Source organism: Tessaracoccus zhenghani (assembly GCF_054552775.1).
This window is the reverse complement of sequence record NZ_CM137275.1, coordinates 256,923-274,158: the sequence shown is the minus strand read 5'-3', so window position 1 is coordinate 274,158 and position 17,236 is coordinate 256,923. Positions and strand designations below refer to the sequence as shown.

Genomic DNA, 17,236 nt, shown 5'->3' with positions numbered 1-17,236 from the left:
CGAGCGCCGCGGACAGTACGATCGGCCATCATGTACCGCCTGATCTTCTGGCCGGTCCTCATGCCGTCCTTCCTGTTCGCGGTCGGCGCGGGGGCCATGCTGCCCGTCATGGTGTTGGCCCTGCTCCAGCTCGGCGCTTCGGAGTCGTTCGCCAGCGCCACCATGGCACTGTTCGGCGCGGTCGCGCTCATCGTCACCGTGCCGGTGGGGGCCGTCATCGACAAGGTGGGCGACAAGAGGGCCATGACGCTGGCCACGATCTCCTCGGCGGTCCTCTTCGGCCTCAGCGTGGTGGCGCTGGCCTACCCGTCGTCGTTCTCCCTGGCGCTGTTCGTGGGCGCGCTCGTATTGCAGACGCCCGCCGCGGTCGCGTGGAACCTGGCGCGCCAGGCGGTGCTGGCGGAGACGGTCCCGGAGGCCCAGCGTGGCCTCGCCATGACGGCACTGGGCGGCACCATGAGGGCCGGCAACCTCGTGGGCCCGCTGTGCGGAGCCCTCCTGCTGCTGTGGCTCCCCCTGTGGTCGGTCTTCGTCCTGGGCGCCGTCATGGCGGTGGTGGCCACGGGCATGCTGTACATCAAGAGGCTCAACCGCGACTTCGATGCCCAGGTCCAGCGCAACAAGGCGGCGCACCAGCAGGACGAGGCCACCGTCGGCGTGCGGTGGGCGGCAGTGAACCTGGCCGGCATCGCGATGACCACCCTGACTGTGGCCCGCATCGCGCAGCCCATCCTCATCGCCCTGTGGGGCGTCCACCTCGGCTGGAACGAGGCGCAGATCTCGTTCCTCGTCGCGATGGGCTCCGGCATCGAACTGCTGTTGATGATGCCCGGCGGCTACGTCAAGGACGCGATGGGCAGGGCCTTCACCCTGGTGGTGTGCCTGGTCGTCTACGGTTCCGGCTTCGCGCTTGCGGCGCTGTGGCCCACGTCGTTCGGCTTCATCGCGGCGGTGGTCGTCATGAGCGTCGGCAACGGACTGGGCGCGGGCATCAACATGACGATCGGCGCGGACCTCTCACCGGCGAGGGGGCGCGCGAAGTTCCTGAGCATCTGGGCGATGTTCAGCCAGGGCGGGGCGCTGGGTGGGCCGCTCTTGATCTCGGGGCTGCTCGCAGCGGCGTCCCTGCCGGTGGCGATGTTCAGCGTCGCCGCGGTAGCCGGGGCCGGCGCCGCGTGGATGGCCGCGTGGGCACGCGTCATCGGGCTGCCCGGCAGGCGGAGGCAATAGAGAACCGGCGGCCCGCTCAGCGGACCGCCGGTTGTCAGATTGTCTCAGCTCAGCGCGCGACCTTGCCGGCCTTCAGGCAGGAGGTGCAGACGTTGACGCGCATAGCGGCACCATTGACGGTGGCGCGGACGCGCTGAATGTTCGGGTTCCAGCGACGGTTGGTCTTCTTCTTCGACCAGGGCTTGTTGTGACCGAAGCCGGGTCCCTTGGCGCAAACTTCACACTTGGCAGCCACTGGAATCTCCTTGTTGGTTCGTTAGGGGTACCTTCAAAAAGGCAACCGCACAATGCTAACCCGTTGCGGACAGATTCGCCAAACCGGGGAGCGGTTCAGCTCTGCCGTCCGGTGGCCATCGCATTGACCTCGTAGGACGTGTTGGTGGCTTCGAAGAAGTTCACCAACTGCAGGGTGTCGTTGGCCGTGGCCATCCACTTTGCGGGGTTGGGCACATGATACTCGGGCGCGAAGCCGAGCTCCTCCAACCGTCGATCCGTGAGGTAGCGCACGTAGTCGTTGACCAGTTCGGCGTTCAGCCCCAGGATGCCGCGCGGGAGCAGGTCTCGGTTGTAGGCGACCTCCAGGTCCACTGCCGACAGGATCATCTCCCGGATCTCGGCCGCGAACTCCTCCGTCGCGATCTCCGGGTTCTCCTCGAGCACGGTCAGGATCAGATTGATGCCGAACTTGAGGTGGAGCGACTCGTCGCGCACGATCCAGTCGATCAGCGAGCCGAAGTTGCGCAGCAGGTTGCGCTGCCTGAACGACAGGGCCACCATGAACCCGGAATAGAACCAGATGCCCTCGAGGATCACGTTGTAGGCCACCAGGTTGCGGACGAAATCCTGCTTGCCGGCCACCGTCGAGATGTCGAGGGTGTCCTGCGTCATGCGCCGGATGTAGCGCACCTCGAACTCCTCCTTGGCGGCCATCGACGGCACGCTCACATGCGACTCGTAGGCCGCCTCCCTGTCGACGGGGAACGTCTCCAGGACGTATTCGAACGCCATGCAGTGGTTGGCCTCCTCCCACATCTGCTTGGCCAGGTAGAGATGCGCCTCGGCCGCGTTGACGTAGGGGTAGACGCCGAACGCGAGCGCCTTGTTCACCAGGAGTTCGTTGGGGTTGAAGTAGCTCATCAGATGGGTCAGGGCATGGCGCTCGTCGTCGCTCATGCGGTGGAAGTCGGCCAGGTCCTCCCCCAACTGGATCTCGTTGGGGAACCAGGTGTTGGCCACGGCCTGGTTGTACAGGTCGTAGGCCCAGGGATAGGTGACGGGTTTCAACAGGAGCCCGTCCTGGATGCCGGCGCCGAGGATGCTCATGGGTGTGTCCTTCGTGGGAGTGGGGTCGTCACTGGCAGGAATCGCACTGGAGGCGCTCCTGGGGGTCGACGGGGCAGGCGGCCCCGTCGACGATGTCGATCTCGACGGCGGGCCGGGCCACCGCCACCGCCGCAGCCACCGGGCGGGCGGCACCGAAGCCCCGTCGCGGCGCTCCCCCGGCGCCGGTCAGTTCAGCCGCCTTGTTGATCCTGACCGTGCTCTGCTCCGCGGTGTGGCGCGGCATCATGTGCAGGTAGTAGGTGGTCTTCACACCCATCCGCCAGGCGAGTTGGTAGAGGTCCTCCATGGTCGCCACGTCGCGGTCCGCGAGGTAGATGTTGCGGCTGATGGCCTGGTCGATCCACTTCTGCGCGCGGGCCGCCACCTGCACGTAGGCTGCGGGGTCCACCTGGAAGCTCGTCCGGTAGGTGGCCTTCAGGTGGGCCGGCACCGTGGGCAGCACGCTGAGGTCGCCCTGACTGCGTAGGAGGTCGTCGCGCACCTCCTCCCACAGGCCCAGGGCCTTGAGGTCGTCCACGAGGTTGCGGTTGACCTCCAGGAACTTGCCGGACGACGTGGCCCGGCTGAACAACTGCGAGAACTGGGGATCGATGCCGGGAGTGGTACCGGCGACCAGCCCGATGGAGGCGGTGGGCGCGATCGCCAGCAACGTGGCGTTGCGGATGCCCCCGCGGACCTTGGCCCGCAGCGCGTGCCAGTCCATGCGTTGCGTCCGGTCCACGGTGACGCGCACGCCCCGGTCCTCCTCGAGGGCGTCGAGCGAGTCGATGGGTACCCACCCCTGGGACCAGCGGGAGCCCACGAAATTGCGGTAGGGGCCGCGCTCGCGGGACAGGTCACAGGAGGCGTCGATCGCATGCCAGCTGATGAACTCCATCACCTCGTCGATGAGCTCATAGGCGGCCTCCGAGTCGTAGGCGTGGCCCAGCTTCTCGAGCACATCGGTGAAGCCCATCACGCCCAGACCGACGGCACGGTTGTCGCGGTTGGCGCGCTCTGCCTCGCCCACCGACGAGATGGTGATATCGACCAGGTTGTCCAGTTGTCGCACCGCCGTGCGCACGGTGGCAGCCAGCCTGTCCCAGTCGAACCCGAGCCCGACGAGGTGCCGGGCGAGGTTCACCGACGCCAGGTTGCACACCGCGATGTTGTCGACGTCCTGCGGCAGGCAGATTTCGGTGCAGAGGTTGGACAGGTGGATGGTGCCGGTGTTGTTGTTCAGCGCGCGGGTGTTGATGGTGTCCTTCCACGTGAGCCACGGGTGCGAGGTCGTCTGCAGGGTCACCAGGATCTGGCGGTACTGCTCCCGCGCCCCGATCTTCCGGAAACGGCGCAGCTCGCCCGCCTCAGCCATCGCGACGTACTGGCCGTAGCGGGCGGAGAACGCGGCACCGTAGAGCTCGACGAGGTCCGGCGTGTCCAGCGGGTCGAACAGGTACCAGTCGGCGTCGTCGGCCACCCGCTTCATGAACTCGTCACTGATCCACACGGCGGTGTTGGCGGTGCGGACGCGGCGGTACGGGTCCCCCGAGTTCTGCTTCAGGTCGAGGAACTGGGGAAAGTCGAGGTGCCAGTTCTCCATGTAGAAGCACAGCGCACCGAACTTCTTCCCGCCGCGCGACACCGCCCGCAGCGTCGAGTCGATGGTGTGCATGAACGGGATGGGGCCGGTGGAGGTCGTCTGGTTGGACCGGATCGGGGACCCCTCGCAGCGCAGCTTCGACACCGACAACCCGATGCCGCCGGTGCCCTTCGTCAGCCACATCACGTCGCGCACGGACTTGCCGATGTGCTCGATCTCGTCCTCCATCTGCATCACGAAACAGTTGGACAGCTGTGCGTAGCTGGTGCCGGCATTGGCCAGGGTGGAGCCGGCCGCGAGGTAGCGCAGCCTGCTCATCGCCTCGTACAGCTCCAGCGCCACCGCAGTGGGGTCGGCCTCGTTCAGGCTGAGCCCCATCGCCACGCGCATCCAGAAGAACTGCGGCACCTCGAGCGGGCGACGGTGCTCACCGGCCAGCAGGTAGCGGTTGCGCATGGTGGTCACCCCGATGTGGCGCAGGAGGTCGTCGCGCTCGGGGCGCAGGGCGAGAGCCAGCGCCTCCAGATCGAACAGCTCGGCGAGCCGGGCATCGAGCAGCCCGCTCCCGACAGCCTTGGCGATCGTCGGGGCGAAGTGGGCCACGTGGAGTTGGCGGATGGTCTCCGGGCCGCCGTCGCCGAACAGGTCGTGGGTGTCACCGAAGACCAGCTTGTAGATGTGCTTGACCAGCAATCTGGCGGCGATGGTGTCGAAGGCCGGGTCGTCCTTGACGTTGGCCAGCGCCACCTGGATGACGGCCTCGTCGAGTTCTTCGGTGGTGATCTGGTCGAAGAGGGTGATCTCCACCTCGGAGCGGAGCTGGACGGCCCGCGTGAGGTCGTCGTCGAGGCCCCGGGCGGCGTCGGAGATGGAGGCGGCGACTTCGGCGCCGTCGTAGGGGACCAGGGAGCCGTCACGTTTGCGCACACGGATGGACATGGGTGTTTCCTCGCACTCGATGGGGAGTTCGAGAATGCGCGAAACACGATCCTGCGTACGGGCCGTTTCCACGCGGCTCTCGAACCGGACCCCGCGGATGCGGGGCCACGCAGGCAGGTCTTCGGACTCCTGAGCCACCTACTGGCCGTCGCTTCCCGGGGATCACCCAGTGCTGATGACGGCGGTCGTTCTCACTTACCGCTGCGGGACAGTTCCGGATTTGCACCGGATTCCCTCTTAGCCGACAACCCTGCGGTTGGCGGAACCTTGCGTTGCCGCAACCATATCTGGTGAATCACACGGATGTAAACACCATATATTGGGAATGCGAAAGGGGCGGGTGACACATCGTCACCCGCCCCCTCATGGCCTGATCAGCGGCCGCGGCCACCGCGTCGGCGCCCGCTGCCACCCTTGCGCTCGCCACCGTCGGACGGCGCCTGCGAATCCACCGGCTCTTCGAAGCGGTGGTACCCGGCGCCGTCGCAATGCTCGCACGGCTCGGTGAAGGCTTCCTGCAGGCCGGTGCCGATGCGCTTGCGCGTGAGCTGCACCAGACCCAGGCTGGTGACCTCCGAGACCTGGTGCCGCGTCCGGTCACGGCTCAGGCACTCGACGAGCCTGCGCAGCAGGAGGTCGCGGTTGCTGGGCAACACCATGTCGATGAAGTCGATGACGATCATGCCGCCCAGGTCACGCAGCCGGAGTTGGCGCACGATCTCTTCCGCAGCCTCCAGGTTGTTGCTGGTGACCGTGGCCTCGAGGTTGCCCCCGGCGCCGGTGAAGCGGCCGGTGTTCACGTCGATGACAGTCATGGCCTCGGTGCGGTCGATGACGAGCGAACCACCGGATGGGAGGAACACCTTGCGATCGAGCGCCTTGGCGATCTGCTCGTCGATCTTGAACTTCGCGAAGATGTCCTTGCCGTCATCCCCCACCTCGAAGCGCTCGAGGCGCTCAGCCAGGTGCGGGGCCACGTGTGACACGTAGGCCGCGATGGCGTCGTAGGAGTCCTCCGGGCCACCATCGCCCTGGACGATGAGCTGGCCGAAGTCTTCGGTGAAGAGGTCACGCACGATCCGCAGGGTCAGGTCCGGCTCCGAGTACAGCGCCTGCGGGGCACTGCCCTTCTTGGACGCCTTCTCGATGACCTCCCACTGCGCCTTCAGGCGGTTCACGTCGCGGACGAGCTCGTCCTCCGGAATGCCCTCGGCGGCGGTGCGCACGATGACCGACTCGTTGTCCGAGATCAGCGAGCTGAGGATGCCGCGCAGGCGGTTGCGCTCGGTGTCCGGCAGCTTGCGCGAGATGCCGGAGAGGTGGCCACCCGGTGAGTACACGATGTAGCGGCCCGGCAGGGAGATGTGGCCGGTGAGGCGCGCACCCTTCGCTCCGACCGGGTCCTTGGTGACCTGCACCAGAACGGACTGGCCGGACTTCAGGACGTTCTCGACCTTGCGGTTCTCGCCGCTGACCTGGAAGGCGTCCCAGTCCACCTCGCCGGCGTAGAGCACGGCGTTGCGGCCACGGCCGATGTCGATGAACGCGGCCTCCATGCTGGGCAGGACGTTCTGGACCTTGCCGACGTAGACGTTGCCGATGAGCGACGCGGCCGAGGCCTTGTCCACGTAGTGCTCCACGAGGATGCCGTCCTCGACGACGGCCAGCTGCGTGTAGTCCTCCGACTGGCGGATCACGAGCTTGCGGTCCACCTGTTCGCGGCGGGCCAGGAACTCGGCCTCGCTGAGGATGGGTGCGCGGCGACGGCCTGCGGCGCGGGACTCCTTGCGGCGCTGCCGCTTGGCCTCCATGCGGGTCGAGCCTTCGATGCCCGTGACCTCGTCCTCGTGACCGGTTTCACCCGAGGACTCTCCGTTGCGACGGCGACGACGACGACGACGGCGCACTGTGACGCCTTCGCCATCCGCATCGTCGGCCGACTCGGGGCTGTCGGCGTGCTCGTCCGAATCAGCGGCGTCGGTGTCATCGTCGTCGGATTCGTCGGACGAGTCGTCGTCGCCCTCCGAATCCGCCCGACCACCACGACGGCGGCGACGGCCACCACGGCGACGGCGGCGACGCGTGGGACGGTCGTCGTCTACCGAGTCCTCATCGGATTCCTCGTCGGAATCGTCGTCGGAGGTTTCGTCGTCCTGGGTCTCGGACTCGTCGGTGTCGGTATCGGCTTCGGTGTCGACGGTTTCCTCGTCGTCCTCGTCCTCGTCCTCGTCCTCAGCCTCGTCGTCCGCGGTTTCGGCCAGTGCCGAATCCGCCGCGATCGCGCCGGCCAGGGCGGCCAGCTGCGCGTCGCGGGCGGCGGCGGTCATGAAGGGGTCGCTCAGCACAGCCTTGCGGGCCTCTGCGATCTCCTCGGCCGCACGGAGCGCGGCGGCGATGGGGTCTTCGTCGGGATCTGCGGCGGTGCCGCGACGCTCAGGCGCTGCGGCCGGGCGGCTCACCCGACGACGGCGCCCCCTGGGCGCAGCCTCTTCGCGGGGGGTCTCCTCGCGGGGAGCAGCAGCTTCCTCCTGGGGCGCCTCAGCTTCTTCGGCGACCTCGGGGGTCGGGGTGCTCTCGATGGCGCGCGCCTCAGCGCGGCGGCCGAGGGCGCGTGACTGGCGGCCGCGGCCCAGGGCGGCGGGCTCGCGCTGCGGCTCGGGCTCGGGCTCGGCGTCAGCCTCGGGTGCGACGGTGGCCTCCGCGGTGGGTGCAGCCTCGGGGGCCGCGGCCTTGCGGGTGGCGCGCCGACGACGGGCGGGCTGGGCGGACTCGGCAGGCGCCTCGACGGGCGCCGGGGCCTCGGCCTGTACGGGCTGGGCTTCGGGTGCGGACTCGACGGCTTCGGTGGCGGTCTCGGCGGGCGAGCTCGGGGCCTCCGAGGGGGCGGCGGCCGCGGTGCTGCGCGTGGCGCGGCGACGGGCGGGCCGCTTCTCGGCGACGGGGGCGTCGGGCTGGACGACCTCGGGCTGGGCGGCCTCGGCCTGAGGCGACTCCGCCGGCTCACTGCCCTCGGCCTTCGGCTCCACGTCGACCTTGCGGCGACGGGTGGTGGTGGTGCGGGTGGTGGGCTTCGTCGAGGCGCGGCGACGCTTGGGCGCCAGGTCCTCGGCGGGCGCTTCGCTCGCGGCCTCAGGGGCGGCCTCGGGTGCGACCGGCTGGGAAGCGGCGGGGGCGGCCTCAGGAGTGGCCTGGGGGGTGGTGCTCTGGGGGGCGGCGGCCGGGGCCTCGACCTGCGCTTCCGGGGCGACCTTCGGGGCACCAGCGGGGCGGGAGGCAGCGCGACGGCGGCGCTGCGTGGGGGCGGGGGCGGCGCTTTCCGGCGTCACTTGATCATTGTTCTCTGATGTGAGCATGCGGCTCCTTACGCGCACTTGGCGCGGACCGGGCACAGCGGGCTGTGCCGTAAGACTCTGATCCTCTGAGGCCGGCGAGCAGTCGCGGAAGAATTGTGCCGCGGTGCAGTCTCACTGCCTCAGGGTGGCACCGGGCGGCGCCATGACCTTCGCTCATTGTTCCACACATCATGAAAAACCGTCGCACCGGGTGGTGCGTGTCGTCAGTTGTGCGGACGCAGGGGGTCCCCGATGTCGCCTTCGTTGAGTGGCCCCTGGCTGAGCCGATTGAGCAACATCTCGCTGGGGATCGTCTCGTCGATGGTGCGCAGCGCGGCCACCACGTCGTCGGGCCGCACCAGCGGAGTGCCGATGTGGGAGCGCAGGCGCAACACTCCATCGTCGACGACCTCGAGCGAGATGATGGCCTCCCGCACGTCGAACGCGCGCATGCCGCGTTTGGTCATGCGCTCGACGGTGAGGTGCTCGCGGCTGAGCAGCTCCGCCACGGCGGCGCTCAGCACACTTGGGTCGCAGTTGAGCCGGATCTCCCAGTCCGAGGCTTGCAGGAGGTCCCCCAGAGACTCCTTGACCGCCACCGCGGCGTCGAGCATCTCGAAGCCTTGGGGCAGTACCTCGTTGAGCGCCCCGACCACCTTCGCCGGATCACAGGCCTCGCTGAGCCCGAGTTCCACGTACTCCGCCTCCGACGACGCGGAGGTGGGCGACGGGCTGGCGTAGGAGATGCGCGGGTGCGGGTTGAAACCGGATGAGTACGCCATGGGGAGCTCCGCCCTGCGGATGGCCCGCTCCAGGGCGCGCCCGAAGTCGCGGTGGGACGTGAAACGCGCGGGGCCGCGCTTGGCGTAACGCAGGCGCAGTTTCTGCTCCGGTGGCGGCTGCTGTACAGGCGGTTGGCGAGTACTCATGGGGCGTAGTGTATGCGCCATGACTGACTGGCTGACCGCCCCCACTCATCGTGCCTGGCTGCAGCAGGAAACCGAGCGGCTCCTGGCGTTCGGGTCCGCCGCGCCGGTCGCCGGACAGGGCGCGGCCTACCTGGACGCCCGGGGCGTCCCGGACCCGACCAGACCCATCGAGACCTGGGTGACCTGCCGCATGGTGCACGTGTACTCGCTCGGCCACCTGATGGGGGTCCCCGGTTCGCGGCCCCTCGCCATCCGCGCGATGAGCGGGCTCACCGGCGCCCTCCATGATGAGCGGCACGGCGGATGGTTCCATACCTCCGCCAGGGACGGCGGCAAGCAGGCCTACGACCACGCGTTCGTGGTGCTGGCCGGCTCCTCCGCCACCGTCGCCGGACTGCCCGGGGGGCGCGAACTGCTCGACGACGCCCTGGCCGTCCTCGACGAACGCTTCTGGGACGAGGCGCACGGCATGGTGGCAGATGCCGCCGAGCCGGACTGGTCATCGGTGGATCCCTACCGCGGGATCAACGCGAACATGCACACCGTGGAGGCCATGCTCGCCGCCGCCGACGCCACCTGGGACCAGCGTTGGCTGGAACGGGCCGAGCGGATCGCCTCGTTCGCCCGCCACCAGGCCGCCGTCCACGACTGGCGTCTGCCGGAGCACTACGACGACACCTGGCAGCCGCAGCTGGAGTACAACGAGGCGCAGCCCGAGGACCGGTTCCGGCCCTACGGCGCCACCATCGGCCACGGGCTCGAATGGGCCCGCCTGTTCCTCCACCTCGAGGCGGCCACGAACAACACCGACGGCACCTGGCTCGACGCTGCCCAGCACCTCTACAACCGGGCGGTCACGGACGGCTGGGGCCGCGACGGGGCCGAGGGCTTCGTCTACACCACCGGCTGGGACGGCACCCCCGTCACGACGGACCGGCTGCACTGGGTCGCTGCCGAAGCCATCGGTGCGGCGGCCGCCCTGTTCCACCGCACCGGCGACAAGCGCTACGCCGCGGACTACTCACGCTGGTGGGACCATGTGGCGGAACACTTCCTCGACCCCGAGCACGGCTCGTGGCACCATCAGCTCGACGGCGGGCTCCGCGTCGCCACGTCGGTGTGGCCCGGCAAACCGGACATCTACCACGCCCTCCAGGCGACGCTGATCCCCCGCCTCCCCCTCGCACCGCAGATGGCCATGGCGTTGGCCCAACGGCAGCTCGTTTGAGCGCGCTCCGCCGCTGGTGGCCGCTGATCGCGCTGCTGGCCCTGGCGTTCAATCTGCGCCCCGTCGCGGTCTCGGTCGGACCGGTCCTGACCGAGATCAGCCGCGACATCGGCCTCGACGGCTTCACCGCCGGCCTGCTCACGTCGCTTCCCACCCTCTGCTTCGCGATCTTCGGCGCCATGGCCCCCTGGATCGCCCGCCGCATCGGGGCGCACCGCTCGATCCTGGTCGCGCTCATCGCCCTGATCTTGGGGCAGGCGGGCCGGCTGCTGGTCGATGACTCAGCCGCATTCCTGGCGTTCTCCACCTTGGCGCTGGCGGGCATGGCGCAGGCGAACGTGTTGCTGCCCTCGCTGGTGCGCCGACACTACCCCCACCAGGTGGGGACGGCCACGGCCCTGTACTCCCTCGCCCTGACTATCGGCGTGACGCTGGCCAGCACCGCCACCGTGCCCATGGCCCATGCCTTCGGGGGCTGGCGCGCCTCCCTCGCGGCCGGTGTGGTCATCGCCTTCGCCTCCCTGCTGTGCTGGCTGCCGCTCGCGATCGGCGCCGGGCGGCCGAAGAAGGGCGGCGAGCCCGACATCACGCTCGCGGCCATTTCGCGTACCAGGCTGGGCTGGGCGCTCGCCATCATGTTCGGCGTCCAATCGGCGCAGGCCTACTCGGTGTTCGGCTGGCTGCCCACCATCTTCCGCACGGCGGGCATGGACCAGACGACGGCGGGCTACATGCTCGGCATCGCCACCGGCGTCGGAATCGTCCCGGCCTTCCTCATCCCGGCCTACGTCGCCCGCACGCGCAACCCCAGCGCCCTCTTCCTGTGCCTGATGGCCTTCCTCATCACCGGCTACCTCGGGCTGCTGAACGCGCCGCTCGCCGCGCCCGTCCTCTGGTCCGTCGCCATGGCCCTGGGCACTGCGTCGTTCCCGCTCGTCCTGGCGCTGTTCGGCACCCGGGCACATTCCCCCGCGGCCACGGCGGCGCTCAGCGGCTTCGCCCAGTCAGTGGGCTACACCATCGCCACCCTCGGCCCGCTCAGCTTCGGCATCCTCTACACGTTGTTCGACTCCTGGACCCCTCCCATCATGCTGCAGTTGGGGTTGGCCGTCCCGATGACCATCGCCGGTCTGTACGCCTGCCAGCCCCGGATCATCGAGGACCAGCTCCCCCGTCCGCACTAACCCCCAAGGGGGTGGCGCGCCAGGTACGGCAAGCGTTCCAATAGGGGCACGGCGTGGACGAAGGGGGATCGATTTGATCAGAGTCGCATCTGTTCCTGAGGGGCACGTATACGTCAGGCATCTGGCTGACCCCTGCAACGGCCACGACGTCGTGCGGTTCCCAGATCCGGGCGGGAAGGCGTGGCCCTCGGCCCTGCTCTCGCCCCAGTGGATCGACCAGAATGCTGAGAGCTTCGATGTGTTCCACATCCACTTCGGCTTCGACGCCCTCTCCACACGGGACCTGACCGACGTCCTCGAGGCGCTCGACCGCAACGACAAGCCGCTGGTCTACACGGTCCACGACCTGCGCAACCCGCACCACCTCGACCGGTTGGCGCACGACGAGGCGCTCGATGTGCTGATCCCGGCCGCAGCGGAGCTGATCACGCTCACCGCGGGGGCGGCCCAGGAGATCCGCCGGCGGTGGGACCGCGAGGCGACGGTGCTGCCGCATCCCCACGTCGTGGACCCGGACACCCTGCACCGCCCCAGGCAGCAGCACGCCCGGCCCCGCGTCGGGGTCCATCTCAAGAGCCTGCGCGCCTCCATCGACCCGCTGCCCATCCTCGCCATCCTGGAGCGGGAGGTCCCTGCCCGCAGGATGGAGCTGGTGATCGACGTCCACACCGACGTCATGACCCCCGGCGAGTACCACCACGACGCCGAGGTGGCCGCCTACCTGAAGGGGCTGATGGGGAAGGACGGCGTCACGGTCCACGTGCACGACTACTACTCCGACGACGAACTCTGGGCCTACTTCCTCAGCCTGGACCTGTCGGTGCTCCCCTACCGGTTCGGCACCCATTCCGGGTGGTTGGAGGCCTGCTACGACGTCGGCACCCACGTCATGGCGCCGATCCTGGGCCACTACCACGACCAGCATCCCGGCATCTTCGGTTACCGCGTGGGCGACGACGGCCCCAGCGTCGCCGACATCGCCGCGGCGCTCGACGCGCTGCCGGATGCCGCACCCTGGCGGGCCGATCCGGACGAGCGCCACGCTGAGCGACAGTTCCTGGCGGGCTGCCATGCAGACATCTACCGGCGGGCGATGGCCCGCGTGCGAACGTGAAGGTCGCGATCCTCGCCAACGACCGGTTCCCCATCTCGGCCCCGTTCGCAGGCGGCCTGGAATCGTTCACCTGGAACCTGGCGAAGGGGCTTCGGGACCGTGGCCTCGAGGTCGTGCTGTTCGCGGGACCGGGCAGCGACCTGACGCTGGACTGCGAGGAACTCCCCGTCGCCCGGTTCGCCCTCAGCGACGACGCGCGCGGCGACATCGCGATGCCACCGGAGTCGCAGGTCACCGCCACCATCGCCTACGCCCACGCGCTGCGCACGCTCGCGGGTCGCCCCGACATCGACGTCGTGCACAACAACTCGCTGCACTACCTGCCGATCGTGTTGTCCGATTCGATCCCCAGCCTCTCATCACGACACTGCACACCCCACCGCATCCCTGGCTAGAACCGGCCCTGCGCCTCACGCCACGGGCCAGGACTGTGGCGGTGTCGCACTGGGTGTCCGAGCGATGGGCCGGGTTCACCGCCGCCCAGGTCATCCACAACGGCATCGACCTCTCCGTCTGGCTGCCGGGCCCCGGCGGCGACGATCTCGTATGGACCGGGCGGATCGCCCCGGAGAAGGCTCCCCACCGCGCCGTCCTGATCGCGCGCCACTTGGGGCGTCGGCTGCGGATCGCCGGCCCCATCGTCGACGTGGCGTACTTCCGCTCCGCGCTCCAGCCGCTCCTGGGCGACGACGTCAGCTACGAGGGCCACCTCGGGCCCTACGCGCTGCCCACGCTCGTCGGATCGTCGGCCGCGTGCCTGGTCACCCCCGAATGGGACGAGCCCTACGGGTTGGTGGCAGCCGAGGCCATGGCGTGCGGCACGCCGGTGCTGGCACTGGCCCGCGGCGGGTTGCCGGAGATCGTGCGCCCGCCGGGTGGGGAGTGCGTCGACCCGTCCGCGAGCCCGGAGGAGGCGGCCGTCGCCCTGGCCCGGGTAATCGGAATGGACCGCGCGGAGGTGCGCCGCCATGCAGAGGTGGCCTGCGGCCTCGACGCCATGGTCGACCACTACGTCGCCCTGTACGAGGAGCTCACATGATCGGCTGGTACGTGCACCACCAGGGGTTGGGACACGCCACGCGAGGCACCCAGATCGCACGCCAACTCGGGCGCGAGGTACTGGGCTTCGGATCCATGCCCACCCCCGACGGCTGGCCTGGAGCGTGGGTCCAGCTCCCCCGGGACATCGCGGACGAACCTGCGGACCCGACGGCCGGCGGCGTGTTCCACTGGGCTCCGCTCGACCACGCCGGGCACCGCGAGCGGCTGGCGCTGATCGCCGAGCGGCTCCGCGGCGACGTGTCCGTGATGGTCGTGGACGTCTCGGCGGAGGTGGCGCTCCTGTCCCGTCTCATGGGGGTACGCACCGTGGTCATGGGCATGCGAGGCGACCGCAGGGACCGCCCGCATGAGGCCGCCTACGATTCGGCCTCCCTGCTGCTCGCACCCTGGCCCGAGAGCGCGCCGGAACCCACATGGCCCCTCCGGTGGCGCCGGAAGACCCGGTACGTCGGCGCCATCTCCCGCTTCGACGACCGCGTGCCACCGCCCCTGACCCGCAGCCGACGCCGCGTGCTGGTGGTGTGGGGCGCCGGCGGCACCGGCGTGACCGACGACGACCTCCGCGCCGCAGAGGCGGCCACCCCCGGCTGGGAGTGGAAGGTCCGCAGCCCCGGACGGGCGGGCTCCCCAGACGTCTGGGCGGACCTCGAGTGGGCAGACGTCGTCGTCACGCATGCCGGGCAGAACGCCGTGGCGGAGGTGGCCGCGGCCGGTCGCCCCGCGGTGGTGGTCGCCCAGCCCAGGCCGTTCGACGAGCAGCTGGGCACCGTCGAGGCGTTGCGGAACCTGCGGTGCTGCGTGGCCCTGCCGCAGTGGCCGGGTGCGCGTGAGTGGCCGGGGCTGCTCGACGAGGCCGCAGGCTGCTGCGGTTGGCACCGCTGGACCACCCGCGACGGGGCCGCCCGGGCCGCCGCCGCGATAGCCGCGCTCGCGGACGAGGTCCCGTGATGGAGCTCGCCATCGTCACCATCGCGCACGGACGCCACGACCACCTCACCCGTCAGCTGCGCTGGATCGATGCGCTCGATCCCCGGCCCCTCGTCCACGTCGTGGTGGCGATGGGCGACCCCGCCATCGCAGGCCTGATCGGCGGCAGGGAGCGGACGGTGCTCGTCGAGCTGCCGACCGACGGCGGACTACCCCTGGCCGGTGCCCGCAACCGCGGGGTGGCCGCAGCCGAGGAGGCGGGGGCGACGATGGTGGCGCTGCTGGATGTGGACTGCCTTCCGGAACCGGGATTCGTGGCCGACTACACCTCCCGTCTGCTGGACGCCGCCACGCAGCCCGGCCCCTCAGTGGTGACCGGACGGGTGAGGTATCTCCCGGAGGGACTCAGCGGGGACGACTACACCCCCGAACGGCTCGCGGAGGTCGGGCGCGACCATCCCGCCCGGACGGTGCCGGAGACCGACGACCTGCTGGCGGCCGATGTGAACCTGTTGTGGTCGCTCAACATCGCCACCAGCATCACCGACTGGCACCGCATCGGCGGTTTCGACGAACGCTACGTGGGCTACGGCGGCGAGGATACCGACTTCGGCCGCCGGCTGGCCGCGGCCGGAGGCCACCTGTGGTGGATCCGCGGGGCCGGGGCGTTCCACCAGTGGCACCCGTCGAGCAGCCCACCCGTCGAGCACGCGGCTGCGATCGCCCGCAACGCGAACCTGTTCCATTCCCTCTGGGGCGAGTACCCCATGCCGGGCTGGCTTGAGGCGATGGAGCAGTCCGGCCACCTGCTCCGGACAGCCGAAGGCTGGGCGCCTGCTTCGCCCTGAGCGCGCCCCAGCCGTCAGCCCTTCTTGTACAGCTTCTTGCTCTGGTAGACCGGCTCGCAGGTGACATGCACCCCGAGGTTCCGGAAGATGGACTCGTCCACCGGGCCGAGGATGACGGAGGCGTGCACGTCGCAGCCGCGCAGCTGCTGCAGTTCGGCCAGCGCCCGGCGTGCGTTCTCGTCGAAGCGGGCGCCGACGGACAACGCGATGAGCACCTCGTCGGTGTGGAGGCGCGGGTTGGCGCTGCCCAGGTGACGGGTCTTGAGGGTCTGGATGGGCTCGATGGTCTCCGGGTCGAGGAGGCGCACCTCATCGGGGAGGCCGGCGAGCATCTTCAGCGCATTGAGCAGCATGGCGGAACTGGCCCCGAGCAGCGCCGAGGTCTTGCCCGTGACGACGGTGCCATCGGGAAGCTGGATGGCGGCGGCCGGGCCCTTGGTGCGCTTCTCCAGTTCGAGCGCCGGCCCGACGACGGGGCGGTCGTCGCGCGTGATGCCGAGGGTGGACATGATCAGGGCGATGCGGTCCGACTGGTGGGGTTCGGACTCGTCGCGGCGTTCGGCCACGAGCGCCTTGAAGTAGCGCCGCAGCACCTCCTGCTTCGAGGCCTCGCGGCACACCTCGTCGTCGGAGATGCAGACGCCCGCCATGTTGACGCCCATGTCCGTGGGTGACTGGTAGGGGCTCTCCCCCGTCAACTGCTCGAAGAGGAGCTTCAGCACAGGGAAGGACTCGACGTCGCGGTTGTAGTTGACGACCTGCTCGCCGTACGCGGCGAGGTGGAAGGGGTCGATCATGTTGACGTCGTCAAGGTCTGCCGTGGCCGCCTCGTAGGCCATGTTGACCGGGTGGTCCAGCGGCAGGTTCCAGATGGGGAAGGTCTCGTACTTGGCGTAGCCGGAGGCGATACCGCGCTTGTGGTCGTGGTAGAGCTGGGAGAGACAGGTGGCCATCTTGCCGCTGCCCGGGCCCGGGGCGGTGACCACGACGACGTCGCGGGTGGTCTCGATGTACTCGTTGCGGCCGTAGCCGTTCTCGCTCACGATCAGCGGGATGTCGTTGGGATAGCCCTTGATCGGGTAGTGGCGGTACACCTTGAGACCCAGCCGCTCCAGCTTGCGCTTGAAGTTGCGGGCCTGGCGGTGGTCGTCGGCCATCTGCGTGATGACCACGGAGCCGACGTAGAGCCCGTAGGTGCGGAACTCGTCGATGAGCCGCAGCACGTCGGCCTCGTAGGTGATGCCGATGTCGGCGCGCACCTTGTTGCGGATGAGGTCGTGGGAGGAGATGACCATGACGATCTCGACCTCGTCGGCGATGGTGTTGAGCATCTCGATCTTGTTGTCCGGGGTGAAGCCGGGCAGGACCCGCGCCGCGTGGTGGTCGTCGAAGAGCTTGCCGCCGAACTCGAGGTAGAGCTTCCCGCCGAAGCGCTTGCGTCGCTGGTCGATGTGCTCCGACTGGAGATCGAGGTACTTCTGACGGTCGAATCCGGGTTTGCGATTGCTCTGAGCCAC

At 69.3% G+C, this 17,236-nt stretch carries 14 protein-coding genes and 1 riboswitch; of the genes, 8 read left to right on the top strand and 6 right to left on the bottom strand.

What is annotated here, in order from left to right; genetic code table 11:
- The first annotated feature begins 30 nt into the window (after window positions 1-30).
- On the top strand, window positions 31-1,230 hold the full coding sequence (locus tag ACX1DX_RS01350; protein WP_198928284.1) for an MFS transporter: 1,200 nt from the start codon (window positions 31-33) through the stop codon (window positions 1,228-1,230).
- Between the two features lie 49 nt (window positions 1,231-1,279).
- Here ACX1DX_RS01350 and rpmB read toward each other — a convergent pair whose 3' ends face one another.
- The 5 genes from rpmB to ACX1DX_RS01325 form a co-directional block, all read right to left on the bottom strand.
- Window positions 1,280-1,465, bottom strand: a complete 186-nt coding sequence (gene rpmB / locus ACX1DX_RS01345; protein ID WP_076062379.1) for a 50S ribosomal protein L28 — start codon at window positions 1,463-1,465, stop codon at window positions 1,280-1,282.
- Between the two features lie 95 nt (window positions 1,466-1,560).
- Window positions 1,561-2,553, bottom strand: a complete 993-nt coding sequence (locus tag ACX1DX_RS01340; RefSeq protein WP_076062381.1) for a ribonucleotide-diphosphate reductase subunit beta — start codon at window positions 2,551-2,553, stop codon at window positions 1,561-1,563.
- A 28-nt stretch (window positions 2,554-2,581) separates the two neighbouring features.
- Window positions 2,582-5,095: a ribonucleoside-diphosphate reductase subunit alpha gene (locus tag ACX1DX_RS01335; RefSeq protein ID WP_459397411.1), complete on the bottom strand. Its 2,514-nt coding sequence runs from the start codon at window positions 5,093-5,095 to the stop codon at window positions 2,582-2,584.
- Window positions 5,096-5,190: 95 nt separating this feature from the next.
- Window positions 5,191-5,381, bottom strand: a riboswitch (cobalamin riboswitch).
- A gap of 88 nt (window positions 5,382-5,469) precedes the next feature.
- Window positions 5,470-8,448, bottom strand: coding sequence for an Rne/Rng family ribonuclease (locus ACX1DX_RS01330; RefSeq protein WP_459397410.1), 2,979 nt, complete (start codon window positions 8,446-8,448; stop codon window positions 5,470-5,472).
- Between the two features lie 203 nt (window positions 8,449-8,651).
- Complete coding sequence (locus ACX1DX_RS01325) at window positions 8,652-9,356, bottom strand: TIGR03936 family radical SAM-associated protein (protein ID WP_459397409.1); 705 nt, start codon at window positions 9,354-9,356, stop codon at window positions 8,652-8,654.
- Window positions 9,357-9,375: 19 nt separating this feature from the next.
- On the opposite strand from ACX1DX_RS01325, the gene ACX1DX_RS01320 reads away from it, so the two are divergent.
- From ACX1DX_RS01320 to ACX1DX_RS01290, 7 genes are all read left to right on the top strand, one after another.
- Window positions 9,376-10,584 (top strand): AGE family epimerase/isomerase, encoded by a 1,209-nt coding sequence (locus ACX1DX_RS01320; protein WP_459397408.1) that lies wholly within the window; start codon window positions 9,376-9,378, stop codon window positions 10,582-10,584.
- On the top strand, window positions 10,581-11,768 hold the full coding sequence (locus tag ACX1DX_RS01315) for an MFS transporter (RefSeq protein ID WP_459397407.1): 1,188 nt from the start codon (window positions 10,581-10,583) through the stop codon (window positions 11,766-11,768). Before ACX1DX_RS01320 ends, ACX1DX_RS01315 begins: the two co-directional genes overlap by 4 nt.
- A 151-nt stretch (window positions 11,769-11,919) precedes the next feature.
- A complete protein-coding gene (locus ACX1DX_RS01310) occupies window positions 11,920-12,882 on the top strand; it encodes a glycosyltransferase family protein (RefSeq protein ID WP_459397406.1) in 963 nt (320 codons plus the stop codon).
- On the top strand, window positions 12,879-13,277 hold the full coding sequence (locus tag ACX1DX_RS01305; RefSeq protein ID WP_459397405.1) for a glycosyltransferase: 399 nt from the start codon (window positions 12,879-12,881) through the stop codon (window positions 13,275-13,277). The genes ACX1DX_RS01310 and ACX1DX_RS01305 overlap by 4 nt, the downstream gene beginning before the upstream one ends.
- Before the next feature lie 41 nt (window positions 13,278-13,318).
- Window positions 13,319-13,921, top strand: coding sequence for a glycosyltransferase (locus ACX1DX_RS01300; protein WP_459397404.1), 603 nt, complete (start codon window positions 13,319-13,321; stop codon window positions 13,919-13,921).
- On the top strand, window positions 13,918-14,892 hold the full coding sequence (locus tag ACX1DX_RS01295) for a glycosyltransferase (RefSeq protein WP_459397403.1): 975 nt from the start codon (window positions 13,918-13,920) through the stop codon (window positions 14,890-14,892). The genes ACX1DX_RS01300 and ACX1DX_RS01295 overlap by 4 nt, the downstream gene beginning before the upstream one ends.
- Complete coding sequence (locus tag ACX1DX_RS01290; protein ID WP_459398236.1) at window positions 14,892-15,719, top strand: glycosyltransferase family 2 protein; 828 nt, start codon at window positions 14,892-14,894, stop codon at window positions 15,717-15,719. Before ACX1DX_RS01295 ends, ACX1DX_RS01290 begins: the two co-directional genes overlap by 1 nt.
- 14 nt (window positions 15,720-15,733) lie before the next feature.
- Here the strand turns inward: ACX1DX_RS01290 and ACX1DX_RS01285 are convergent, their stop codons facing one another.
- Window positions 15,734-17,236, bottom strand: coding sequence for a DUF1846 domain-containing protein (locus ACX1DX_RS01285; RefSeq protein ID WP_459397402.1), 1,503 nt, complete (start codon window positions 17,234-17,236; stop codon window positions 15,734-15,736).